Source organism: Arthrobacter sp. SD76, from assembly GCF_049726125.1.
Classification (GTDB): domain Bacteria; phylum Actinomycetota; class Actinomycetes; order Actinomycetales; family Micrococcaceae; genus Arthrobacter; species Arthrobacter nitrophenolicus.
Genome location: NZ_JBNBLR010000001.1, coordinates 1,354,157 through 1,377,271 on the forward strand (window position 1 = coordinate 1,354,157; position 23,115 = coordinate 1,377,271).

Genomic DNA, 23,115 nt, shown 5'->3' on the forward strand with positions numbered 1-23,115 from the left:
TGTTGCAATGCTTTGGGCTCCTTAGGCTTTACCCAATCGCACTGCCGTCCGCTGGGGGAGGCAGTCGTCTGGGGGAACACTTATGGATGCTCTGGCAATTGTCGAGGATGAAGTCCGCGAGCTCATCCGGCGCAGGGGCCTCGATCCGTTGAGGCAGGCAGGCGAGGTCCGCAGGCTGGTAGAGGCCGTCGTCGTTGACTACGACGAGCGGGCGCTCACGGGACCACTGCCGCCACTTGGCCCCCTGGACACGGCCCGCCGGTTCCTCTTCGATGCAGTGGCCGGCTTTGGAATCCTGCAGCCACTCCTCGACGATCCCTCCATTGAAGAGATATGGCTCAACGCCCCCAACGAAATCTTTGTCGCCAGGAACGGCGAGTCCGAACTGACGTCCCTGAGCCTGTCCGACCAGCAAGTGCGGGACCTGGTGGAACGGATGCTCAAGAGCTCCGGCCGCCGCCTGGACATGTCCTCCCCGTTCGTTGACGCGGCTTTGCCGGACGGCTCCCGGCTGCATGTGGTGATTCCCGATGTCACGCGCCGGCACTGGGCCGTGAACATCAGGAAATTCGTCGTCAAAGCCAGCCGGCTCGAACATCTCGTCGAACTGGGCACCCTGACTCCGCAATCAGCGCGGTTCCTTGGCGCTGCTGTTTCAAGCGGGCTCAACATCCTGGTGTCCGGGGCCACGCAGGCGGGCAAAACCACCATGCTGAATTGCCTTGCCGCGAATATTGGCAGCAGGGAGCGGGTTATCACGGTTGAGGAGATCTTCGAACTGCAGCTCCCCCTGCGCGACGTTGTGGGGCTTCAGTGCCGGCAGCCGAACCTCGAAGGAGAAGGCGAGATTCCACTCCGCCGCTTGGTGAAGGAAGCCCTGCGCATGCGGCCGGACCGCCTGGTTGTTGGAGAAGTCCGCGAAGCGGAGAGCCTGGACATGCTCATCGCGCTCAACTCCGGCCTCCCTGGTATGTGCACCGTGCACGCCAACTCCGCCCACGACGCCGTGACAAAGATCTGCACCCTTCCCCTCCTGGCGGGGAAAACATCTCGTCAGCCTTCGTTGTGCCCACGGTCGCCTCGTGCATCGACCTTGTGGTGCACTGCAGCCGGCAGCCAAACGGACGCCGGGAGGTTACCGAAATACTGTCCCTGGGCCGCCGGGTGGAAAACGGCATCATCGAGTCATCACTTGTTTTCGCCAAGGCGGACGGGGTCCTGCAGCCCCGTGCAAACAGCATGCCGGCCGCGGAGAAATTCTCGCGTGCCGGCTTCGACGTCGCTGCACTATTGGATCCGCGATGATTTCCGCCTTACTGGGGGTAACAACAGGAACGGGCCTGTTCCTGATCTGGTGGTCGTTGTGGGAATCCCCGCAGGTGGGGCGCCGAAACCGTAAACCAAGCCGGGTCGCCGATCTCCTGGTTGCAGCCGGGGTGGACAAGGTATCCGTCAGCGGGCTGCTGGGCACCTGCGCGGGCCTTGGACTGTTTGTGGTCCTGGTCTTCTTCGCGGTCAGCCGCTCCTGGCCAATCGCGGCCTGCTTCGGGCTGTTTGCAGGGTGGCTTCCCGTCACTATCCTGCGCTGGCGTGCCAAAAAGAGGACGGCCATGCTCCGTCAGCTGTGGCCCGACGTTGTGGACCACCTGCGGTCCGCCATTCGGGCGGGGCTGCCGCTGCCCGAGGCGCTGATCCAGCTTGGCGACAAGGGCCCCGAAGAACTGCGGCCGGTATTCCGTGAATTCGGCGCCGACTACCGTGCCGGCGGACAGTTCGACGGATCGCTCAACAAGCTCAAGCACAGGCTTGCCGATCCTGTCGCGGACCGGATTGTCGAAGCCCTGCGCCTGACACGGGAAGTGGGTGGCTCAGACCTCGGCAAACTGCTGGGCACCCTGGGCGAGTTCCTGCGCGAAAGCGCCCGCACCCGCAGCGAACTGGAAGCACGGCAGTCCTGGACCATCAACGCGGCCCGGCTGGCTGTAGCGGCGCCATGGATCGTCATGATCCTGCTGGCTACCCGGCCGGAGGCGGTGCAAGCGTACAACACGCCCGCAGGAGCCGGGGTACTGCTCGGCGGCCTCGTCGTCTCCCTGGTCTGCTACTCCATCATGCTGAAAATAGGAGCCCTTCCCCAGGAAGAGCGGGTGCTCCGGTGACTGCTCCCTCTCCTGCCGCCATCATCTGCGGAGCACTCCTGGGCATTGGCCTGTGGCTCGTCATCTTCAGGTCGCCGTATATGCGGGCAACGACGTTCGCCGAAAGGATCGAGCCCCAGCTCAAGTCCCAGAACCTGGAGTCGCGGCTGCTGCATACCGGAGAGCACACAGTTACTCCCTTCGGCCCGCTGGAAAGAATTCTGCGCCCCGTCATACGCGACTTGCTGACCGCGCTCGGAAGATTGAATCCCTCCCCGGGGGCCACGGTCCGGCGGCTTGCGCAAGCAGGACTCAGCAAGTCGCCCATCGATTTCAGGGCAGAACAACTTCTTTGGGCAGCAGCCGGTTTTGCCGCGGCCCTGGGCTTGACGTTTGTCGGTGCTGCCGCAGGCCGGTTCAACCCGCTGTTCGCAGCGGTGGCCGTCCTCGGGAGTGCCATCGGCGGTTTCATGCTGCGTGACTATTGGCTGGGGGTCCAGGTCCGGCGCCGGGAGGCCAGGATGATGGCTGAATTTCCCAGCCTGGCAGAACTCATGGCGCTGGCAGTGGGTGCGGGGGAGAGTGCGACCGGTGCACTGGACAGGGTCTCCCGGAGCGCACAGGGCGAACTGGCAAAGGAGTTTTCCAGGATCCTCGCAGAGACGAGGGCCGGCAAGCCACTCGTCCTCGCGCTGCAGGAGTTCTCGGCACGAACCGACCTGGCCGCACTGGTCAGATTCGTGGACGGCATCGTTGTTGCGGTTGAACGCGGCACGCCCTTGGCCGATGTGCTTCGTGCCCAGGCGCAGGACGTGCGCGATACAGCCAAACGCGACTTGATGGAAACTGCCGGCAAAAAGGAAATCGCCATGATGGTGCCGCTCGTCTTCGGCGTGCTTCCGCTGACAGTGGTCTTCGCCGTCTTTCCTGGCATCGCGGCCATCAGCCTGGGCTTCTAGCGCGCGGAGAAACGCGGTTCCCTGGCAAATCCAGAGACATTGAAAAATCGGACTATCAAACAAGGAAGAGGAAGAAGGATGAAGAACCTGGGAATGCGCTGCGGGATGCTGCTTCTGGCGCTCGCCGCCGCGCGCCGCCCTGCCACCGACCACCCCGAGCGGGGCGACGTACCTGGCTGGGTGATGATCACACTGATGTCCGCCGTCCTTGTTGCCGCCCTCCTGGCGCTCGCGGGACCGGCCCTGGAAACGATGTTCAACCAGGCGATGGACAAGGTGGGCAGCTAAAGCTCATGAGGAAGTCCGGCCGCCGGCGCCTGACGGCCCACCACGTACCTGCGCCGAGGGAACAGGGCTCGGCCGTGGTGGACTTTGTCCTGGTGGGCGGACTGCTCACGATGTTTTTCCTCGCGGTCATTCAGCTGGCATTGGTGCTGCACGTCCGCAACACCCTCATTGATGCCGCAGCCTCCGGGGCCCGCTACGGGACCCTTGCTGACCGCACCGCCGCCGACGCTGAAGAGCGCAGCCGCGCCCTCATTGCCACGGCGCTGAACCCGGGCTTTGCCGAACAGGTCAGCACCAGCGAAGTGACCGTCCAAGGTATGCGGACACTGGAAGTGACAGTGCGGGCACCCATGCCGGTCATTGGCCTGATAGGTCCGCGGGACCTGCTGGAGGTGAAAGGCCATGCGGCCCTGCAGCCCTGACGCGATGCACCGTGTCCGAGGTCGTCTCCGGGACGCACTGTGCCTGGGCCAAAGAAGGACAGGAGCGAGCAGGGGAGTGCCGTGGTTGAGTTCACTTTCCTTGCCCTTCTGCTGATGGTCCCGCTGGTGTACTTCATCATCACCGTGGGGCAGATCCAGGGCGGTTCGTTTGCCGTCGTCGGCGCGGCGGACCAGGCCGCCAAAGTCTACGTAGCCCAGCCCGACGCATCCACCGCCCAAACCGCCGCGGAACAGGCCGCGGCCCTGGCACTTGCCGACTTTGGGCACGGCACGGAACAGGCCCAGGTTGCCATCAGCTGCAGCCCCGACGATTGCCAGGCCCCGGGAACCGCGGTCACCACAACCGTCAGTCTCTCCATCCCCCTGCCGTTCATCCCCTTCGGCGACGGCCTCCGGCTGTCCGCCACTGAGGTGGAAGCATCGGCGACCCAACTGGTGGGCAGGTTCCGGTGAGACCAGGCAAGCACAATGAAGACGGCCAGATGATGGTGATGATCCTTGGATTCGTTGCGGTGGCCCTGCTGGTCGCAACGGTCATGATCGGCATCACCGCGGTCTACCTGGAACACAAACGGCTGCTCTCACTCGCGGATGGTGCCTCCCTTGCGGCAGCGGACAGCTTTACGCTCGGCGAAGTCGAGTCCCACGGGGGAAGCCCGTCTGCCGTCCTCAATCCTGCCCGCGTCCGGAACGTGGCTGCTGACTTTGTTGCCGAGAGCCCGGCAGCGGAACGTTTTGATGCCCTTGCGGTAGCCGGGGCGACGGGATCGCCCGACGGTTCCACCGCCGTCGTGGTTCTCACTGCCGCTGTGCACCCGCCCGTGGTGAACTTCCTGGTCCCGACGGCATTCCAATCGAAGCGACGTCGACGGCGCGTTCCCGGCTGACTCGATGACCCCTACCAGGGCAGAACCACGTGGCAGAGGGGCGGTACCACCATAGGACAAGGGCAAAGGGACGGATAGCGTAGGCTTAAACGACCATGGCCAATATTGATTTTTCCGCTGAAATCCGCGCGCTCCGCGCCACTTACGCTTCCATCGAACGCGTCACTGACGTTGAGGCACTCAAGGAAGACATCGCCGAACTGAGCGAGCGGGCAGGGGAGCCGGACCTGTGGGACGACCCTGCGGCGGCGCAGAAAATCACCTCGAGGCTGTCCCACCGGCAGTCGGAGCTGGAGCGACTGACCAGCCTGGAGTCCCGTATCGACGACCTCGAGGTGCTGGTGGAACTGGGCCAGGACGAGGATGACGCCGACTCCATGGGAGAAGCGGCCACGGAACTGGAGTCCATCCGCAAGGCCCTTAAGGAACTCGAAGTCGTGACACTGCTGTCCGGCGAGTATGACGAGCGGGAAGCTGTCGTTTCAATCCGCGCGGGAGCCGGTGGCGTGGACGCCGCCGACTTCGCCGAGATGCTAATGCGCATGTACCTCCGCTGGGCCGAACGCCACGGATACCCCACCACGGTCATGGACACGTCCTACGCCGAAGAAGCCGGACTGAAGTCGGCCACCTTCGAAGTAAAGGCGCCCTATGCCTACGGCACACTCAGCGTCGAGGCCGGAACGCACCGCCTGGTCCGGATCAGCCCGTTCGACAACCAGGGCCGGCGGCAGACCTCGTTTGCCGCCGTGGAGGTCATCCCGCTGATCGAGCAGACCGACTCCATCGAGATCCCGGACAACGAAATCCGCGTTGACGTCTTCCGGTCATCCGGCCCGGGCGGCCAGTCCGTGAACACCACGGATTCGGCGGTGCGCCTCACGCACATCCCCACGGGCACAGTGGTGTCCATGCAGAACGAAAAGTCGCAGCTTCAGAACCGTGCTGCGGCCATGCGCGTCCTGCAGTCCAGGCTCCTCCTCCTCAAGAAGGAACAGGAAGACGCCGAAAAGAAAGCGCTCGCCGGCGACGTCAAGGCCTCCTGGGGTGACCAGATGCGCTCCTACGTCCTCAACCCGTACCAGATGGTCAAGGATCTGCGGACCGAGCACGAAGTCGGCAACACATCGGCTGTGTTCGACGGTGAGATCGATGACTTCATCGACGCCGGAATCCGCTGGCGGACGGACAACCGCAACGCCGAAAAGTAGGTCCCTTGCGGGCCCCGGCCCGCGGATCCGGCGACACGCCCCCTGAAAACGATGTAATGCGCGGGCCTTCCTGCGTATAGTCGAGGGGCCGGGGCCCTATTTCCCCAACAGAAACCCGTGCACCGGCTGCAGAACTGGGCTGCATTCGCAAGGATCGGCCATGCCCTGCAGGGTACTTAGGGCCATGATCCGATTCGAAAATGTCACCAAGGTCTACGACCAGAAAGCCCGGCCTGCGCTGGACTCGGTCACCCTTGAGATTGACCGCGGCGAGTTCGCCTTCCTGGTCGGCGCATCAGGCTCCGGCAAATCCACGTTCCTCCGCCTGGTGCTGAAGGAAGACCGTGCCACGTCCGGCGCCGTCTACGTCGCCGGACAAAACGTTGCCAGGATTTCCAGTTGGCGGGTACCGCGGCTGCGGCGAGGCATCGGCGTCGTCTTCCAGGACTTCCGGCTGCTGCCCCAAAAGAACGTGTTCGCCAACGTGGCGTTTGCCATGCAGGTTATCGGCAAGAGCCGCAGCGTCATCCGGGACACCGTTCCCGAGGTGCTCAAGACCGTTGGGCTGGAGGGCAAGGAACACCGCATGCCGCACGAGCTCTCCGGCGGCGAGCAGCAGCGCGTGGCCATTGCCCGCGCCGTCGTCAACCGGCCCGGGATCCTCCTTGCCGACGAGCCCACCGGAAACCTCGACCCCACCACGTCCATGGGCATCATGGGCATCCTGGACAAGATCAACCAGAACGGCACCACCGTGGTGATGGCCACGCACGATGACGACATCGTCAACGAGATGCGCAAACGCGTGGTTGAACTGAAGAACGGGGTGGTCATCCGTGATGAGGCCAAGGCCCTGTACACCTCAATGATCCCCGTGGTGGGACAGTCCCGCAGGCTCAAGGACGCCAGCGGCAGGGAAGAACCCGCCACCGGCCTGCCGGGCGACGGGCGCGAAGGCGGGGCACAACGATGAGGCTGGCGTTCATCCTCTCCGAGATCGGCAGCGGCCTGCGCCGCAACCTGTCCATGGTGGTCTCCGTCATCCTGGTCACCTTCGTGTCGCTGACCTTCGTGGGCGCTGCCGGCATGCTGCAGATGCAGATCAACCAGATGAAGGGCTACTGGTACGACAAAGTCCAGGTGGCCATCTTCCTGTGCAGTGAAGGGTCGACGGCGGCCGGTTGCGCGGGCGGGCCCGTCACCCCGGAACAGCAGGAGAGCCTGAACGGCCTCCTGGAGTCACCCGCGGTTGCGCAATACATCAACGACTTCCAGTACGAGTCCAAGGAAGAGGCCTACAAGCACTTCAAGGACCAGTTCTCCAACTCTCCCATCGTGGATTCCGTGACCCGGACCAGCTGCCGGCATCGTTCCGGATCAACCTGAAGGACCCGGAGAAGTACCAGATCATCAGCGAAACCTTCTCGTCCCAGCCAGGCGTGGAAACGGTCATTGACCAGCGCCAGCTCCTGGAGCGCCTCTTCTCGGTCATGAACGGCGCCTCCCTGGTGGCTGTCAGCATCGCCGGTGTCATGATCGTCTGTGCCATCCTCCTGATCGCCACCACCATCCGGCTCTCCGCATTCAGCCGGCGCCGCGAGACCGGCATCATGCGCCTGGTGGGCGCTTCGAAGACGGTCATCCAGTTGCCCTTCATTTTGGAGGGCGTCATCGCCGCCGTGATCGGGGCGGCACTGGCCTCCGGAACGTTGTGGGCTGTTGCCCACTTCTTCCTCGGCGAGTACATGTCCCGGCAATATCCGGACACCGCTTTCATCTCGTCGGGGCAAACCCTGATCCTCGCGCCTGCCCTGCTAATCCTTGGCGGATCCTTGGCTGGAATTTCGTCTCTCTTGACCTTGCGCCGATACCTTCGCGTCTAGGTATGCAAACCAAACAAGGAATGCCCATGAACTTCACTCAGCAGACGTCCCACCGCCCCCTCCAAAGGGGCCGCGGCAGGGCGCGCCGGACAGGTGTCCTCAGCGGCGTACTTGCCGTGGTCCTCGCTGCAGGCCTGGCAGCATCAACCCCTGCAGCGTTCGCTGACGAGCTTGAGGACCGCCAGAAAGCCCTCGAGGCGGAAGCTTCGCGGGTCCAGCAATCGCTGGAGTTCGTGGATTCGCGCATTGCCAAGGCGGCGAGCGACCTGGTCATCTACCAGGGCCAGCTGCCGGGCGCGCAGCAGGCGCTCCTTGAGGCGCAGGGCCGTGTTGCCAGTGCTGTCAAAGAGGTGGAGGCCCTCTCGGCGCGCGTCGATATGGCGCAGCAGAACAAGGCGAAGATCACCCAGCAGCTGGAAACGGACAAGCAGAAGATCGCCGATACCAAGAAGCTCATTGGGCAGATTGCCACGCAGGCCTACAAGTCCGGCGGAGTGCCCTCCAACCTTTCCCTGTTCTTTGGCTCCAACAACGGCGGCAGCCTGACCGAGACCATGGACCTCGCGGACCAGGCCATGCGCAGCCAGAACGCCGCCATGGACAAGCTCTCCCAGCAGAGTGCCTCGAACGTCAACTCGGAAGCCCGGCTGCAGGCCGTAGAGGCGGAGATCAAGGACCTCAAGGCCAAGGCTGACGCGGCCCTTGAGCGGGAAAAGGCGGCGCGCGACGAGGCGGAGGCCAAGAAGGCGCAGGTGGACCAGCTCATTGCCGATACTGTCCGCCTCGACGCTGAACTCCAGGCCGCCAAGCCGGGCATCCAGTCGCAGCTGGCGAACGTGCAGGCGAGCCAGAACGCCGTCGCCGCCGAAATCCAGGAACGTGACCGGAGGCTCCGCGAGGCGTGGGAAGCCGAGCAGCGCAGGCTTGCGGAAGCTGCAGCCGCCGCGGCTGCGGCAGCTGCCGCAGCAAAGGGCCAGGCGCCCCCGCCCGCGCAGCCGTTCGTGCCGCCGGTGGGGTCGCCGTCGGCCTTCGGACTCCGCCACCCCTTCAATGGCGGCGTCCCCATCACCTCGGGCTTTGGTTGGCGGGCCACACCTCCCGGAACCATCGACTTCTATGGCCAGGGCGGCTATATGCACACCGGAATCGACTTCGGCGCAGCCTGCGGTACGCCGGTTTATGCGGCAGCGGCCGGCGAAGTTTTCGGCTCAGGCTGGAGCTCCGCGGACGGCGGCGGATGGCGGGTGAAGATCTCCCACGGACTGGTGGAGGGCAACACCCTGAACACCATCTACTACCACAACGCCAGCATCGTGGTGTCGAACGGCCAGCGGGTTTCCCAGGGACAGCTGATTGCCTACTCCGGCAACACCGGCAACTCGACCGGCTGCCACTCCCACTTCGAGACGTGGCTTAATGGCAGTGCTGTGGACCCGATGGGACTGCTGTAGCTGCGTTACGGCGCTGCCGTAAACTGGTATGACTCCGGACCGGGCCGGCCTGGAGGACATCGCAACCTGAAAACTGAGGAGCTTTCCCGTGCCTAAAGAAAGTGGCCGTAAAGTGGTGGCCACCAACCGGAAGGCCCGGCATGACTACCACGTGCTGGACACCTACGAGGCTGGCATCGCGCTCATGGGAACTGAAGTGAAGTCCCTGCGCGAAGGACATGCATCGATGGTGGACGGTTTCTGTACCTTCTACAACGACGAGCTGTGGATGGAAGCCATCCATATCCCCGAATACAACCAGGGAAGCTGGACCAACCATGCCGCACGGCGGCGCCGGAAGCTGCTGCTGCACCGCGAGGAGCTCATCAAAATTTCCCACAAGGTGCGCGAATCGGGGTACACCATTGTGCCGCTGCAGCTGTACTTCGTGGACGGCAAGGCCAAGGTGGAGATCGGCGTCGCCCGGGGCAAGCGCGAGTACGACAAGCGGCAGACCCTGCGCGAACAGCAGGACAACCGGGAAGCGCAGCGGGAGATGCGGGAACGCAACCGGCGCAGGTAGGAATGAATCCCGGAGGACATGCGTTACTATTGATAGTCCGGAGGGCATGCCCACCGGTTTGGTAACAAAATATGGGGATGATCGGTTTCGACGGTGTTTGTCGCGACAGGTGAAGCGGGCCGAGGATGCAGAATTATCTCGTTAACGCTTTCTGCAAAACAATAAGTGCCAAACAAACGCGCACTGACTTCGCTCTTGCTGCCTAAGCAGTAAGACAGTCCGTCAGCCCGGGGTTGCTATCGCCCCGGTTCCTGGCGTCATTTAGATAGCCACTGCTGTTTGCTCCCGTCATCGGAGTAAACGGGACTTTTAGATGACTGGGCCCGGATCAGCCAGCTGTTTGCAGCATGGCTGGGGCCGAGAAAATCCGACGCAAACTGCGCCCGGAGAAGCCCTGACAACACGACATCGGACGGGGGTTCAATTCCCCCCATCTCCACCAAAAAAAGCCCCGGATTTCCGGGGCTTTTTTCAGTGCCCTCCCGCGGGAGGAGGACAGGGCGGGCGCCACAGTACCCCGGCCCGCGGTCCGGGTGCCTTTCCTTTCCCGGGCCGGCGCTGCCCGTTCACCCACGGCGTAGCCTGCACGGGACTAGGAGGCCGCCGCCGCTCGTTGTGATCGGTAAGGCCCGGTACAAGCAAGGGCGGTCCGGGCGGGCACAACCAGGAGGTGCGCCGTGGACCAGGCGCGGGAACCGGCTTTCGTCCAGGACGACGGCGAGGTGCTGGATTCGTATTCACAGACAGTCATGCGCGTGGCGGCGGCCGTCACCCCGCACGTGGCGGCGATCGAGATGACGGCGCGGCGGCGCAACGGCAGGATGCGCATGGGAGCCGGCTCCGCAGTTCTCTTCACCCAGGATGGCTATCTCCTGACCAACTCCCACGTGGTGGCCGGGACGGAGAGGGGCCATGCGGTCTTCGCCGACGGCAGCCGGATGGAACTCGAACTGGTGGGCAGCGATCCCTTGTCCGATCTCGCCGTCGTCCATGGCAGGCGCCCGAAAGTTCCGCCCGCTGAATTCGGAGCCGCGGAAACCCTGCGCGTGGGACAACTTGTTGTGGCGGTGGGAAACCCGCTGGGCCTTGCCGGCTCTGTCACAGCGGGCGTCGTGAGCGGCCTTGGCCGTGCCATCCCTGTGTGGTCGGGCAACAACCGTAGGGTCATCGAAGATGTTATCCAGACCGATGCGGCGTTGAACCCCGGTAACTCCGGGGGTGCCCTCGCCGACACGCACAGCAGGATCGTGGGCATCAATACTGCAGTGGCCGGCGCTGGGCTGGGACTGGCGGTTCCGATTAATGCGACCACGCGGCGGATCATCTCCGCCCTGCTGTCCGACGGGCGGGTCCGGCGTGCCTACCTGGGCCTGGTCAGCACCCCGATCCGGCTGAACCCCAGCACAGTGATCAGGACAGGCCAGCGGGAAGGGCTGCGGATCGTGGAGGTGCTGCCCGGCTCACCGGCTGACAGGGCGGGCCTGGCAGCGGGAGACATCCTCCTGACGGCGGGCGGTCGGCCCGTCAGCAACGCCGAAAGCCTGCAGCGGCTGCTCTTTGCGGACGCAATCGGCCAGCCGCTGGATCTCGCGGTACTGCGGGATGGTGCCGAGAACCACGTGGTGGCCGTGCCGGACGAGATGACCAGCAACGGCAGCTAAACGCGCCGGAACAGCCAGGGAATAGCCGCGTCAGCGCCCTGTGTCAGGCGCCGCAACGTCGGCGATGCCCACGAAACGCGTCCCGACGCCGTCGAACTCGCTGCGGACGAACCCCGGCGCGGCGGGCGGCACGTCCGCGGGTGCATGATGATGGCAGACAACGTACGTGAAGTCCGGCCACCATTTCTTTGGGCGAGCCGCCTCCTCGTAGCCGCAGACCGCGCACTCAAGGTGGACCCAGACCGGCCGCTTGCCCGTCCGGTTGGCGCGGGACTGGACCAGCCAGGGCGGCGGGTTATCCAGGATCGCACCCAGTTCGGCCTCGGTCATCCATTTGGGAAGGCCGTGGCGCTGGGCCATTTCCAGCGGCACATCCAGGGCAATTGCCGCGTCACGTCTGCTAATCATCACTGTCCACCATACGGGAGCCCGCCAAATCAGCGCCGGGCCCCGGCGGGGCGGACCGGCTAACCGGGCCGCATGACTAGCCTGTCAGCGCGATACCAGCAGCAGCCGCGGCGAAGCCGAGCACCAGGTTGGCGGCGATATTGACGACAGCCGCGCCGATGCGCGACTCCGCGAAGAGGCGCACTGTGGCCGTGGTCCAGGAACTGAAGGTGGTCAGCCCGCCCGCCAGGCCGGCCGACAGCCCGGCCTGCCAGTCAGGGCCCAGGCCGAGCCCCGCTGCCGCGCCATGGGACAGCCCGATGATGAAGCATCCCGCCACGTTCACCAGCAAGGTTGCCCACGGCCAGTGCAGCTTCTGCTTTCCCCTGCCGGTCCGGATGCTGCGGGTGGAGCTGTGGTGCGCGAACCAGCTGTCGACGCCAAAGCGCAGGAGTGCCCCCAGCACGCCGAAGACGCCCACCAGGACGGCGCCGATCATGGCCGGCCGCCGGAAACAGTGTCCACCGGCTGGCGGGTGAGCCGCTTGCCCAGCCGCCACCCCGCGGCTGCGGCAGCCAGGCCCAGAAGCAGCGATAGTGCCAGGTAGGCGATCCACACCGTGTGCTGGCCCGCCCGGGCCAGCTGGTCCACCGCGAACACCACGGCGGAGAACGTAGTGAAGGAGCCAAGCAGTCCGGGTCCCAGCCCGGCGCGAAGCCAGAACGCAGTCCGGGGCCGGGACATCCACGCCGTGGTCAGCGCGGCCAGGACGAAGCTGCCGGCAACGTTGATCCACAGCGTTGCCCAGGGCAGCGACCCGGGCTGGTCGGGGAACGCCAGCGCCAAGCCGTACCGGAGTTCGCTGCCCACCAGGCCACCGGCGGTTACGGCAAGCCAGGCCCGCCAGGCGGGCGCCGGCCCCACGTCAGCTGTCTCCCAGCAGGCAGCCGGGATGGGGATGGTCGCTGTGTACCCAGAGGGCGGAGGTGACCTCATCCGCCAGGTCGTAGTCCCTGGTGTGGCCGGAGTTCCGGATCCGCACCATCAGGGCCCCGCCGAACGGCCGGCGCCCCACCACCTCGACCTCGGCGTCAAGGTCGATCTCTTCAGCCGACAGATAGCGGAGCAGGTCCGGGTTGTCGTCGCTGATGCGGGTGATCCTGCCGGTGTGCCCCTGATCCAGCTCGCCCATCAGGTGGGCCCGGGGCATCAGGACCTTGCCGTCCGCGGTGGGGATGGGATCCCCGTGCGGATCCCTGCTGGGATCGCCGAGTTTCGCGGCGACACGCTCAATGAAAGTGTCCGACACCGCGTGCTCGAGCAGTTCGGCTTCGTCGTGGACCTCATCCCAGCTGTAGCCGAGCTGCTGGACAAGGTAGGTTTCGATCAGCCGGTGGCGCCGCACCATGGACAAGGCAAGCCGCAGGCCTGCATCCGTGAGGGTGATGGCACTGTACGGCTTGTGGTCAACAAGGCCCTGGTCCTTGAGCTTGCGGACCATTTCCGACACCGACGAATTCGCCACGCCCAGCCGTTGGGCCAGCTGCGAGGACGTGATGGGCTTGTCCTGCCATTCGGTAAAAGAGTAGATGACCTTGACGTAGTCCTCGATGGAGGAGGAGGGCGCGCTGGTCTTCACAGGACCAAGCCTACCGAATGGCCAGGGAGCGCGGCGGAACCGCTCATACTTTGACTGCCCGCCAACACAAGGTCAGGTACGGCAGCCCGATGGCTTCGTCCGCGGCATGCCCCAGGTGTTCATGCAGGTACCAGTCGAGGTTGGCGAGGACCTTGGCGCGGGTGGCATCGCCGGCACGGAGGTAATAGCTGCGCGATTTGGTCAGTTCGATCAGGTCTTCGGTGCTGACGGTGTCCTGCCAGTGCGTCACGTGGCCCTCCAGCTGGCCGAATTCCGGACCCACCACTGGCCGGTGGCCGGGCTTGTAGACGTCCCCGGCGTGCATGATCCGCGAGAGCCGGTGTACCCACGGGACTGTGGTGTCCAGTTGGTTCCAGACAAGCCCGAGGATGCCGTGCGGACGGAGGACGCGTGCCAGTTCAGTGCTCGAGGCAAGGGGATCACACCAGTGCCAGGCCTGGGCAACGGTGACGACGTCGAAGGCGGACGCCGGGAGGCCGGTGGCCTCGGCGGTTCCCAGGACCGCGGTGGCGCCGGGATAGTGTGCCTTCAGCTGGTCCAGCATGTCCGCTGACGGGTCGACGGCGGTGACAGACAGGCCGCGTTCCAGCAGCAGTTCGGTGAACTTGCCGGTTCCTGCGCCGGCATCGAGCGCATCCCGCGCACCGGCCGGAATCAGCCAGTCCGCAGACTCCGCGGGATAACCGGGCCGGACCCGCTGGTAGTGCCGGCCGCCCTGCTCGAAGCTCTTTCCCAGCTCCCTGCGCCGCCCATGATCCAGCCTGGGGCCACCCCGAACCACCTGCGGCCTCCTTCAGTCAATGCCTTGCGGTACCTTCCGAATTTACCGCATCAGCCGGACCGGTCAGTCGTCGGTGCAGGGAGCAGCGCCGGCGGTGCCCGGCGTGTTCGGGGCCCAGTGCGGGTAGGTGCGGGTGTCGTTGGCAGGAACCCAGCGTCCCGCGTCCACCACGTAGTCCCAGCCGAGCCCGTCACGGCGCAGCTTGGCGATCCCGGCCAGGAGCCTCTGGGCATCTTCCAGCCGGGAACCCACGCCGAAGCTGGCGCGGAGCGAACCGGAAGGCAGGCCCAGCCGCTTCAGCAGGGGGTGTGCGCAGAAGCGCCCGTCCCGGAGGCCCACGCCGTGCTCGGCCGAGAGGTACGCAGCCACCAGGCCGGCGTCGTAGCCCTCAACGGAGAAGTTGACTACACCGATGGTGTCCGTGTCCGGGTTGCTGTCCTTGAAGATCTGGTGCACCGTGACGCCGTCGATCTCCTGCAGGCCCTCCACCAGGAAGGAACGGATGGCGGACTCGTGCGCGTGCCAGCGTTCCTGGTCGAGGCCCGCGATGACCTGGGTGGCCTTGGCCAGCGTGGCGGCACCCAGGACGTTGGGGGAGCCGCCCTCGTGGCGGGCCGGTCCGGTCGCCCAGCTGACGCCGTCGAGCCTGGCTTCCTTGACGGCGCCGCCGCCGGCAAGGTGGGGGGTACCGGCGTCGAGCCAGTCCGGCCGTCCACCAGGACGCCGGCGCCGAAGGGCGCGTACAGCTTGTGGCCGGAGAAGGCGACGTAATCGACGTCGTCCGCGCTGATGTTGATGCGCCGGTGCGGCGCCAGCTGGGCCGCGTCCACCACGATGCGGGCCCCGTGCTGGTGGGCCAGGGCAGCAAGGGCGCGGACCGGGAGGATCTCGCCCGTGACGTTGGAGGCACCCGTGATGGCCAGCAGGCTGACGCCACCCTGTTCCAGCTCGGCGCGCACAGCGTCGATGGTGCCGGCGATGGTGTCGGCAGCAACGATGCTCCGGTGGGGAACGCCCTGCCACGGCAGGAGGTTGGCGTGGTGCTCGATGTCCAGGTACAGGACGTCGCCGGCGGGCCGGCCATCGGTGAGGGGCAGGCAGCCGGCCAGCAGGTTGAGCGAGTCCGTGGTGTTCCGCGTGAAGATCACGGAGTCGTCCGGGCGGCCGCCCACGAATTCGCGGACGATGCTGCGGGCGTTTTCGTAGACCGAGGTGCTGATCTGGGACGCGTAGCCGGCACCGCGGTGGACGCTGGCATAGAAGGGCAGGATCTCGTTCAGGTAGGCGGAGACCACCGAGAGGGCGGGGGCCGAAGCGCCATAGTCGAGGTTCGCGTAGCGGATGTGGCCGCCCGAAATCAGAGGTGCCTGGATTTCCGCTCCGGTGACGGCTGCAAGCGGACGGCCGGCCAGCGCCTGGCGCTCGTCGAAGACGGAATCGGCGGTAATAGCGGCGTTGGGGGAGACGGTGGCAGTTGTCACAGAGACCTCACTTCAAAACAGGACTCCGGTATCAAGGGAATCCGCGCTTGCCGCATCCGCTCCGGACCGGCCTGGTCGTCACCCGGGGCACCCCACCGCGAATGGAGGGTTGCCGGCCAGCAAACCGGGGTTTTGCGCTGGCACTCGTGACCTGGTTAAGAGCGTAGAACATGGGGCGGCCAGGACTGAAGCCGGCGCAATCGTTAAGGCTTTTGTTACGCGCGGATGGAAATCGCGCCTTTCGGCGAAGAACACGACGGCGGACACCTCCTTCCGGAGGTATCCGCCGTCGTTTGTTCGGTTGCCGGGGTCTTTAGAGCAGGTCGTCCAAACCCGGGTTCAGCCGCTGCAGCACTTCCGAGTGCAGGATGGAGTTGGTGGCCAGGGCGTTACCGCCGAAGGGGCCGTCCTCACCCTCCAGCGAGGTGAAGCGTCCGCCGGCCTCCACCACGATCGGCACCAGGGCTGCCATGTCGTACAGGTTCAGCTCCGGCTCGCAGGCGATATCCACCGAGCCCTCGGCCACCATGCAGTAGGACCAGAAGTCGCCGTAGGCGCGGGTCCGCCACACCGATTCGGTGAGCCCCAGGAACTCGTCCAGGTTTCCCCGCTCCTTCCAGCCGGAGAGGCTTGAGTAGGACAGCGAGGCGTCGGAAAGGTTGGAAACGTTGGAGACCCGGAGCCTGGTGGCCGCGGCGAGCGAACGCCCCATGTAGGCGCCCATGCCCTTGGCGGCCCACCACCGCTTGCCGAGGGCCGGGGCGCTGACGACGCCGACCACCGGCTCGCCCTCGTCGACGAGGGCGATCAGGGTGGCCCACACGGGGACGCCGCGGACGAAGTTCTTGGTCCCGTCGATGGGGTCGATGATCCAGCGGCGCGAGCCGTGGCCGGTACTGCCGAACTCCTCACCCAGGACCGCGTCGCGCGGGCGGGAGCGGGAGAGCTGGCCGCGGATGGCTTCCTCGGCGGCCTTGTCCGCGTCGGTGACCGGCGTCAGGTCGGGCTTGGTCTCCACGTGGAGGTCCAGTGCCTTGAAGCGGCTCATGGTCTGGTCATCCACGGAGTCGGCCAGGACATGGGCCAGGCGCAGGTCATCGTTGTAGCTCGAAGCGGGTTGGATCATGGTTCCAAACTACCGTCTGCAGGCAGTTCTGCTGGGAGATCGGCGTTGTCAGTTGACGCTGCCGAGCTCCTTTGCCTCCTGCGCTTCCTCCCGTGGATCCGCTCCGAGCAACCGGCGCAGCGAGGCCAGCCGCGCTTCTCCGGTGGGTCCGGCATGGCCCGCGGCGACCCATTCATCCAGGCCGCAGTTAACGGCACTTGCCGTGTGCTTGCAGCCGCGTTCGCAGGCGTCGGTGCCGGGTGAGAGGTCGGGGAAGGACCGCAGGATCCGGTCCGGGTCCACATGCGCCAGGCCGAACGAACGGATGCCGGGGGTGTCGATGATCCAGCTGCCCGGCGGGGCGTCCACCAGCCGCAGGGCCAGGGCGGACGACGACGTGTGCCGGCCCCTGCCGGTGACCGCGTTGACGCCGCCGGTGGCACGCTCGGCTCCCGTGAGCGCGTTGACCATTGTTGACTTGCCGACGCCGGAGTGTCCGAGCATGACGGTGACCTTGCCGTCCAGGTAGGACCGGAGCGCGGCAACTGCCGCGCTGTCCAGCCGGGCGGACAGGCCGTCGTCGGAGCGCGCGTCGATGCCGGACGCCTGGGTGTCGGCGGTCCGGCTGATGATCACGGGAAGGTCGAGGTGCGTGTAGTTGGACAGGAGCTCCGCTGGATCCTTGACGTCCGCCTTGGTGACGAGCAGGACCGGCTCGATGCCGGCGTCGTAGGCCGCCACCAGCGCGCGGTCGATGAAGCCCGTGCGGGGTTCCGGGTTGGCGGCGGCCACCACGATCACCAGCTGGTCGGCATTGGCCACCACGGCCCGCTCCACCGGATCCGTGTCGTCGGCGCTGCGCCGCAGGAGGGTTTTGCGGTCCTGGATCCGTACCAGCCGGGCCAGGGTATCGGGGTCGCCGGAGACGTCCCCCACGAGGGAAACGAAGTCGCCCGCCACCACGGGGGAGCGGCGCAGTTCCCGGGCCCGGGCGGCGATAACCGTACGCTCGTTCGCGGAGTCCTCGCCCACCACGGCCGTGTATCGCCCCCGGTCAACGGTGATGATCCGACCGGTCACGGCGTCGTCGTGGCTGGGACGGTCCTTGGTGCGGGGCCTGGAACCCTTCTTGTTGGGCCGGATCCGGACGTCCGATTCGTCCCAGGAGTCAGTGCGCCTGGCCACCGCTAGCCTTCCGCCCCGGTGCGGGCCTCCTGCTGCGGGGCACCGCCCTGGGCGAGCATGTCCGCCCAGATCCGGGGAACTCGGGCATGGTTTTCGCCGTGGTGGCGATGTCCTCCACCTGCACTCCTTCCACCGCCAGGCCCAGGATTGCACCTGCAGTGGCCATGCGGTGGTCAGCGTAGCTGTGCACGACGCCGGCATGCAGCGGGGCGGGCCGGATCACCAGGCCGTCGCTGGTTTCCTCGGCGTCACCGCCAAGGCGGTTGATTTCCGTGACCAGCGCGGCCAGCCGGTCCGTTTCGTGCCCGCGCAGGTGGGCGATCCCGGTGAGCCGGGACGGGCCCGACGCCAGCGCGCACAGCGCCGCTACCGTGGGTGCCAGTTCGCTGGTGTCGGCGAAGTGGGCGCCCTTGATTTCCGGGCCGCCCGTGACCGTGAGGACGCCATCCTCCAGTGTCACTGTGGCGCCCATCTCGGCCAGGATGCTGCGCCACAGGTCACCCACCTGCTGGGTCTCCTCCGGCCAGCCGGGAATCCGGACAGTCCCGCCAGAAGCCAGCGCTGCCGCGAGGAAGGGACCGGCGTTGGAGAGGTCCTGCTCAATCCGCTGGTCGAAAGCGCGGATGGGACCAGGTTGGACAACCCAGTGGTTGGGCACCGAGTCGTCAACCTGGACCCCGCCCCGCGGAGGACGGCGACCGTCATGTTGATGTGGTCCAGGCTGGGTACCGGCTTGCCCACGTGCTCAAGATGCAGGCCTTCCGTGAACCGTGCCCCCACCAGGAGGAGCGCCGAGACGAACTGGGAGGACGCGCTGGCATCGATCACCAGGTGCCCGCCACGGACCTCTCCGCTGCCTTCCACCACGAACGGAAGCGACGACGGCGTGCCCCCATCCTCGGCGGATACCGCCACCCCCAGTGCCCTCAGCGCCTCGATGATGGTTCCCATCGGACGCTTGCGTGCGTGCGGGTCGCCGTCGAACACGCTGGCGCCGTTGCGAAGCGCCGCGATGGGCGGAACGAAGCGCATGACCGTGCCGGCCAGGCCGCAGTCGATCCTGGTGAGCGGCTGCTCCGCGTCCTGCCCCAGCGGGATTACTTCGAGGTCCGGCCCGAATGCGCCGTCGCCCGGCACTTCCGTGATGGTGGCGCCCAGCTGGCGGAGCGCCTCGATCATCAGGGCCGAGTCGCGGGAGTGCAGGGGTGCACGCAGGCGTGACGGTCCGTCGGCCAGCGCCGCGAGGACGAGGTACCTGTTGGTCAGGGACTTCGAGCCGGGGACCGTGACGGTGGCGTCAACGGGCCGCGAGGCGAAGGGTGCGGGCCAGTGGGGACAGGAGTTCCGGAATTGCCCCGGGTGGCGGCTGCAGCGGTCATGCGTGCTTATGCCCCCGTGGCCTGTTCAACGGCGCGGCGGACGGCCTTGTCCGCCTTGGCCAGCTTCTTGTTGGTGGTCCTCCGGGCGTCGGAGGCAAGGTGCGATGCGCCCTTGCGGGCATCGGCTGCCAGGTGCTCGGCGCGCCAGGCCAGGCCCGGCTTGCCGGCCGTGTCCACCGAGGCGAGCAGTGCCCCGCCGCTCAGGGACAGGTTCTTCAGCAGCTGGTTGCGGCGCGTCTCGCGGCCCTCCTTGCTGCTGATGTCTGCGCTGCGCCACTCCACGAAGGTGTTCAGCAGGGAGATGACGGTGAGCAGGGTGGCCGAAAGCCTGGAGAATTTGCCCAGCCCGAAAAGTACACCAGCGCCCACCTGGGTCCCGCCGATCACACGGGCCAGCATCTTCTCATCCGCCTGGAACGGCAGCGACGCTGCAGCCTTGCGCAGCAGGGGGAGAGCTGCTGCGCCGTGTCGTCAGTGTTCTTGAGCTTATCCACTCCGGCAAGGACAAAGCTGGAGGCCAGCATGGGGCGGGCGAGCGTGCGTACAAAGGGCATGGATTTCCTCCTGGATGGACGAACCGCGTCTTCGGCGGGGAGTCCGTTCTAGTCTTGCACTTTTGGGGAATATTTGCCTGCGGCCGGGGGTTATGGAAAAGGCGGGTCGGCCAGGCCGGCTGCCATTCGAAACCATGGAACCGATGTACCACGACATACAGAGCGGAGCTGGGCCTTGAGGCAGGTGTTGGACGGAGTGCAAGCAGTTGGCCCAGTGGGTGTTGGCCTGGTGGACGCGGATGCCTCCGGGTACGGCTCGCCGCGTGCGCGGAGCCTGACAGTAGACTTGAAGGCAATGAGCACCCTGGATCCGGCCGTCTCGGCCATGTATGAGGCTTCGAACAGCGAAGTGAAGGGCGCGCCCGGCGCGACGCCCCAGCCCGAAGCGGCCGGCGGCCCCAGCCAGGGCCCGGGACCACGGAAACGCTGGTGGACGTCTCGACGGAAACCGCGGAACAGCGCCGCGTCCGCTTCGAGCGTGACGCCATGCAGTACGTGGACCAACTGTATTCGGCTGCGATGCGGATGGCCCGGAATCCCTCGGATGCCGAGGACCTCGTCCAGGAGGCCTACACGAAGGCCTTTTCGGCGTTCCATCAGTACAAGCCGGGAACCAACCTCAAGGCCTGGCTGTACCGCATCCTGACCAACACGTACATCAACCTGTACCGCAAGCGGCAGCGCGAACCGCTCCAGTCCAACTCGGACACGATCGAGGACTGGCAGTTGGCGCGCGCCGAATCACACACCTCAAGCGGGCTCCGCTCCGCCGAGGCAGAGGCGTTGGACCACCTCCCGGATTCCGACGTCAAGCGCGCGCTCCAGGACATTCCGGAAGAATTCCGCCTTGCGGTGTACTTCGCGGACGTCGAAGGCTTCGCGTACAAGGAAATCTCAGACATCATGAACACGCCCATCGGCACGGTGATGTCCCGGCTCCACCGCGGCCGGCGAATGTTGCGGGACATGCTGGCGGAATACGCCGCCGAGCGCGGATTCAAACCGGCCGCGGATGCACAGGACACGGCTGCAAGCACACAACAGGAGAGCAGGAAATGAGCGACTGCCAGGGATTGGGCGATTGCGACGACACCCGGATGCAACGCATCTACGAATACCTCGACGGAGCCTTGACCCGTGAGGACATCACGGAGATCAAAAACCACCTGGATGACTGCCCGGAGTGCACGGAGCAGTACGACCTTGAGTGTGTCATCCGGAACATGGTCAAACGCTCCTGCACCGAAGCTGCACCGGACAACCTGAAGAACGCCATCCTGGACCGGATCCACTCCATCCGTACAGTGGAGGCATAGGGCCCGCGCGCCGCGGCCGGACAGCTGCAAGTGAAAAGCGAAGGACCCCGGAAGCCGTTTGGCTTCCGGGTCCTTCGCTTGAACCGTAGTCCCTGGCATTTGCCTAGGTGTTGGGGCGCTTCCCGTGGTTCGCGCCGCCACGCTTACGGTCACGACGCTTGCGTGCACGCTTGCTCATAGCTGGCCTCCTTACTGTCGGTACTCAAAAGAGCTGCCCTCAAGTCTCCCACAACATCAGACCGCCCGCGAACCGGGAACGCCTGCATGACCTGCGGCGGGGCACTGCATGCCGGCGTCTCAGGGCTTCAGGGAGTTCCGGACGGCGATGCGCGCCTGTTCCAGCACTGTCCGCATGGTCTCCAGGGTGACAGGGCCCAGGGGCTGGCTCCGGGCATGCAGCCGGAGTTCGGTGCGGAGATCGTCGCGGAACTCCTGGAGCATCAGCTCGGCCTCCTTCAGTGACCGTGATCCTTCCGGCGGCACCCTGCCGCCGGGAACCCGGAAGTCAGCTGCGTGCGCGGCTGTCCGCGCGGCCTCCGCCGTGGCAGCCAGGTCCGCCCGCAGGCCGCGCATATTGCTGCGGATGTCCTCCCGCAGCCCGTCGGCCAGCCTGCGCACAGAAGCCGAGATGTCGTTCTCCACCCCGGCGAGCTCGTCCCGCCGCCGGTTCAGCTCGGCGAGTCCTGCAGCGGTGATGTGGTAGTTGGTGCGGCGGCCGGCCGATTCCGTGGCCACGAGGCCCTCTTCCTCCAGCTTTCCCAACCGGGGATAGATGGTGCCGGCGCTGGGGAATAGGTGCCGCCAAACCTGTCCTTCAGGGCCTTAATGAGTTCGTAGCCGTGTTCGGGGCCGGATTCAAGGAGCGCCAGCAGGTAGAGGCGCAGTGCACCATGCGCGAATACCGGGGGCATCAGTGCCCCGTTTCCGCATTTCCGGCGTTCGAACCGTGGAAGATGGACGTCTTCCCGGAAACGGAGTTAGTCCGGACCAGCATCAGTTGTTCGTCCGGCCCTGCAATGGTCTCCACTTTTCCGCCCACGGACGTGTAGCGCCGGTTGCCGATGACCACGGCTCCGCTGGCGGACTTGGCGACGATGTCCACTCCGACGTCGTGCGGCAACCGGATGGTGACGTCGCCGGAGACTGAGTTGGCCACGAAATCGTTGGTGAAGCCGTGCAGGTCGAACGTCAGGTCGCCGCTGACGGTGTTGGCGCGGATGTTCGTGAAGCGGCCGGACGCGGTCACCTCCCCGGAAACGCTCCTGGCGGTGAGGACGCCGGTATGGCGGCGGGCAGTCACCTCGCCGCTGACGGTGTTGACGTGGAGTTCCCCGCTTGTTCCGTCCGCCATGACAGATCCGGAGACCGTGTTGAGCCGGGTGTGCCCGGCTACTCCGGACACCAGGCCGTCGCCGCTGACAATGCCTGCCTCGACCTCCACGTTTCCGGGAACGGCAATGCTGACCACCGCCGAGTTTTCGCTGTTATGGTTGACCGCTCCCATGAGGTTCTTGAACCACCCCTGGGGGCCATGCAGTTGGTGGCGCACTTCAAGGCGGCCGTTGCTAACGGAGACATCCACCGGGTCACCGTGGACGTCGGATATTTCGATCCGGGTGACGGGCTCCTGGTGGACAACGACATCAAACCTGCCATGGACCATGCCCAGCTTGAGGGACGTTACGCCGTCCACATCAATGGTCTGCGGGCTGGTGACGGTCCAGTTCTGCTCAGACATGGGAACCTCCAAAGGCGATATATCGTGTAACGGTCACGCTACTCCT

General features: G+C 65.8%; 21 protein-coding genes, 1 other RNA gene, 7 pseudogenes and 1 riboswitch. Of the genes and pseudogenes, 16 read left to right on the forward strand and 13 right to left on the reverse strand.

The window, feature by feature from the left end:
- Positions 1–82 precede the first annotated feature (82 nt).
- The 14 genes and pseudogenes from ACPEE0_RS06665 (at position 83) to ACPEE0_RS06730 (ending at position 11,483) form a co-directional block, all read left to right on the forward strand.
- Positions 83–1,305, forward strand: a pseudogene (locus ACPEE0_RS06665) (CpaF family protein).
- Positions 1,302–2,159, forward strand: coding sequence for a type II secretion system F family protein (locus tag ACPEE0_RS06670; RefSeq protein WP_200859128.1), 858 nt, complete (start codon positions 1,302–1,304; stop codon positions 2,157–2,159). Before ACPEE0_RS06665 ends, ACPEE0_RS06670 begins: the two are co-directional and overlap by 4 nt.
- On the forward strand, positions 2,156–3,097 hold the full coding sequence (locus ACPEE0_RS06675) for a type II secretion system F family protein (RefSeq protein WP_133346179.1): 942 nt from the start codon (positions 2,156–2,158) through the stop codon (positions 3,095–3,097). The genes ACPEE0_RS06670 and ACPEE0_RS06675 overlap by 4 nt, the downstream gene beginning before the upstream one ends.
- A 78-nt stretch (positions 3,098–3,175) precedes the next feature.
- Complete coding sequence (locus ACPEE0_RS06680) at positions 3,176–3,385, forward strand: hypothetical protein (protein WP_009356857.1); 210 nt, start codon at positions 3,176–3,178, stop codon at positions 3,383–3,385.
- A 5-nt stretch (positions 3,386–3,390) separates the two neighbouring features.
- Positions 3,391–3,807 (forward strand): TadE/TadG family type IV pilus assembly protein, encoded by a 417-nt coding sequence (locus tag ACPEE0_RS06685; RefSeq protein ID WP_009356858.1) that lies wholly within the window; start codon positions 3,391–3,393, stop codon positions 3,805–3,807.
- 81 nt (positions 3,808–3,888) lie between these two features.
- Positions 3,889–4,281 (forward strand): hypothetical protein, encoded by a 393-nt coding sequence (locus tag ACPEE0_RS06690; protein ID WP_424574185.1) that lies wholly within the window; start codon positions 3,889–3,891, stop codon positions 4,279–4,281.
- A gap of 29 nt (positions 4,282–4,310) precedes the next feature.
- Positions 4,311–4,715, forward strand: coding sequence for a pilus assembly protein TadG-related protein (locus tag ACPEE0_RS06695; RefSeq protein WP_424574186.1), 405 nt, complete (start codon positions 4,311–4,313; stop codon positions 4,713–4,715).
- 95 nt (positions 4,716–4,810) lie between these two features.
- Positions 4,811–5,926: a peptide chain release factor 2 gene (gene prfB / locus ACPEE0_RS06700; RefSeq protein ID WP_424574187.1), complete on the forward strand. Its 1,116-nt coding sequence runs from the start codon at positions 4,811–4,813 to the stop codon at positions 5,924–5,926.
- Positions 5,927–6,110: 184 nt separating this feature from the next.
- On the forward strand, positions 6,111–6,899 hold the full coding sequence (gene ftsE / locus ACPEE0_RS06705; RefSeq protein WP_424574188.1) for a cell division ATP-binding protein FtsE: 789 nt from the start codon (positions 6,111–6,113) through the stop codon (positions 6,897–6,899).
- Positions 6,896–7,809, forward strand: a pseudogene (ftsX, locus tag ACPEE0_RS06710) (permease-like cell division protein FtsX). The gene ftsE and the pseudogene ftsX overlap by 4 nt, the downstream one beginning before the upstream one ends.
- Before the next feature lie 26 nt (positions 7,810–7,835).
- Entirely contained in the window at positions 7,836–9,260 is a 1,425-nt protein-coding gene (locus ACPEE0_RS06715; RefSeq protein ID WP_424574189.1) for a peptidoglycan DD-metalloendopeptidase family protein, read from the forward strand.
- Between the two features lie 88 nt (positions 9,261–9,348).
- A complete protein-coding gene (gene smpB / locus ACPEE0_RS06720) occupies positions 9,349–9,822 on the forward strand; it encodes an SsrA-binding protein SmpB (RefSeq protein WP_009356865.1) in 474 nt (157 codons plus the stop codon).
- A gap of 73 nt (positions 9,823–9,895) precedes the next feature.
- Positions 9,896–10,264, forward strand: a transfer-messenger RNA (tmRNA) gene (gene ssrA, locus ACPEE0_RS06725).
- A 235-nt stretch (positions 10,265–10,499) separates the two neighbouring features.
- Positions 10,500–11,483 carry a S1C family serine protease gene (locus ACPEE0_RS06730; RefSeq protein ID WP_424574190.1) on the forward strand — a complete coding sequence of 328 codons (984 nt, stop codon included), beginning with the start codon at positions 10,500–10,502 and terminating at the stop codon, positions 11,481–11,483.
- 30 nt (positions 11,484–11,513) lie between these two features.
- On the opposite strand, the gene ACPEE0_RS06735 is transcribed toward ACPEE0_RS06730, so the two are convergent.
- The 10 genes and pseudogenes from ACPEE0_RS06735 to ACPEE0_RS06780 all read right to left on the reverse strand — a co-directional run bounded on the left by ACPEE0_RS06735 (position 11,514) and on the right by ACPEE0_RS06780 (position 20,015).
- The gene (locus ACPEE0_RS06735) at positions 11,514–11,891 is read right to left on the reverse strand and encodes a hypothetical protein (RefSeq protein ID WP_133346193.1); all 378 of its coding nucleotides are present in this window, start codon (positions 11,889–11,891) and stop codon (positions 11,514–11,516) included.
- A gap of 76 nt (positions 11,892–11,967) precedes the next feature.
- Positions 11,968–12,369, reverse strand: coding sequence for a fluoride efflux transporter FluC (locus tag ACPEE0_RS06740; RefSeq protein ID WP_424574191.1), 402 nt, complete (start codon positions 12,367–12,369; stop codon positions 11,968–11,970).
- Positions 12,366–12,794: a fluoride efflux transporter FluC gene (locus tag ACPEE0_RS06745; RefSeq protein ID WP_424574192.1), complete on the reverse strand. Its 429-nt coding sequence runs from the start codon at positions 12,792–12,794 to the stop codon at positions 12,366–12,368. Before ACPEE0_RS06745 ends, ACPEE0_RS06740 begins: the two co-directional genes overlap by 4 nt.
- Before the next feature lies 1 nt (position 12,795).
- Positions 12,796–13,509, reverse strand: coding sequence for a metal-dependent transcriptional regulator (locus ACPEE0_RS06750; protein WP_009356870.1), 714 nt, complete (start codon positions 13,507–13,509; stop codon positions 12,796–12,798).
- 43 nt (positions 13,510–13,552) lie between these two features.
- Positions 13,553–14,311, reverse strand: coding sequence for a class I SAM-dependent methyltransferase (locus ACPEE0_RS06755; protein WP_424574193.1), 759 nt, complete (start codon positions 14,309–14,311; stop codon positions 13,553–13,555).
- A gap of 63 nt (positions 14,312–14,374) precedes the next feature.
- Positions 14,375–15,792 (reverse strand): annotated as a pseudogene (locus ACPEE0_RS06760) (aminotransferase class V-fold PLP-dependent enzyme).
- A gap of 38 nt (positions 15,793–15,830) precedes the next feature.
- Positions 15,831–15,944, reverse strand: a riboswitch (SAM riboswitch).
- Positions 15,945–16,105: 161 nt separating this feature from the next.
- A complete protein-coding gene (gene hisN / locus ACPEE0_RS06765) occupies positions 16,106–16,918 on the reverse strand; it encodes a histidinol-phosphatase (protein WP_133346205.1) in 813 nt (270 codons plus the stop codon).
- 48 nt (positions 16,919–16,966) lie between these two features.
- A complete protein-coding gene (gene rsgA, locus ACPEE0_RS06770; RefSeq protein WP_424574194.1) occupies positions 16,967–18,082 on the reverse strand; it encodes a ribosome small subunit-dependent GTPase A in 1,116 nt (371 codons plus the stop codon).
- Positions 18,066–19,471, reverse strand: a pseudogene (gene aroA / locus ACPEE0_RS06775) (3-phosphoshikimate 1-carboxyvinyltransferase). Before aroA ends, rsgA begins: the two are co-directional and overlap by 17 nt.
- Positions 19,468–20,015: pseudogene (locus ACPEE0_RS06780) on the reverse strand (DoxX family protein). The pseudogenes aroA and ACPEE0_RS06780 overlap by 4 nt, the downstream one beginning before the upstream one ends.
- A 214-nt stretch (positions 20,016–20,229) precedes the next feature.
- On the opposite strand from ACPEE0_RS06780, the pseudogene ACPEE0_RS06785 reads away from it, so the two are divergent.
- Positions 20,230–21,074: pseudogene (locus ACPEE0_RS06785) on the forward strand (sigma-70 family RNA polymerase sigma factor).
- Positions 21,071–21,331 carry a mycothiol system anti-sigma-R factor gene (gene rsrA, locus ACPEE0_RS06790; protein WP_009356877.1) on the forward strand — a complete coding sequence of 87 codons (261 nt, stop codon included), beginning with the start codon at positions 21,071–21,073 and terminating at the stop codon, positions 21,329–21,331. The pseudogene ACPEE0_RS06785 and the gene rsrA overlap by 4 nt, the downstream one beginning before the upstream one ends.
- A gap of 103 nt (positions 21,332–21,434) precedes the next feature.
- Here rsrA and ACPEE0_RS06795 read toward each other — a convergent pair whose 3' ends face one another.
- From ACPEE0_RS06795 to ACPEE0_RS06805, 3 genes and pseudogenes are all read right to left on the reverse strand, one after another.
- A complete protein-coding gene (locus ACPEE0_RS06795; RefSeq protein WP_369299106.1) occupies positions 21,435–21,509 on the reverse strand; it encodes a 50S ribosomal protein bL37 in 75 nt (24 codons plus the stop codon).
- A gap of 119 nt (positions 21,510–21,628) precedes the next feature.
- Positions 21,629–22,242 (reverse strand): annotated as a pseudogene (locus ACPEE0_RS06800) (PadR family transcriptional regulator).
- Positions 22,242–23,069: a DUF4097 family beta strand repeat-containing protein gene (locus tag ACPEE0_RS06805; protein ID WP_424574195.1), complete on the reverse strand. Its 828-nt coding sequence runs from the start codon at positions 23,067–23,069 to the stop codon at positions 22,242–22,244. Before ACPEE0_RS06805 ends, ACPEE0_RS06800 begins: the two are co-directional and overlap by 1 nt.
- Positions 23,070–23,115: the final 46 nt, after the last annotated feature.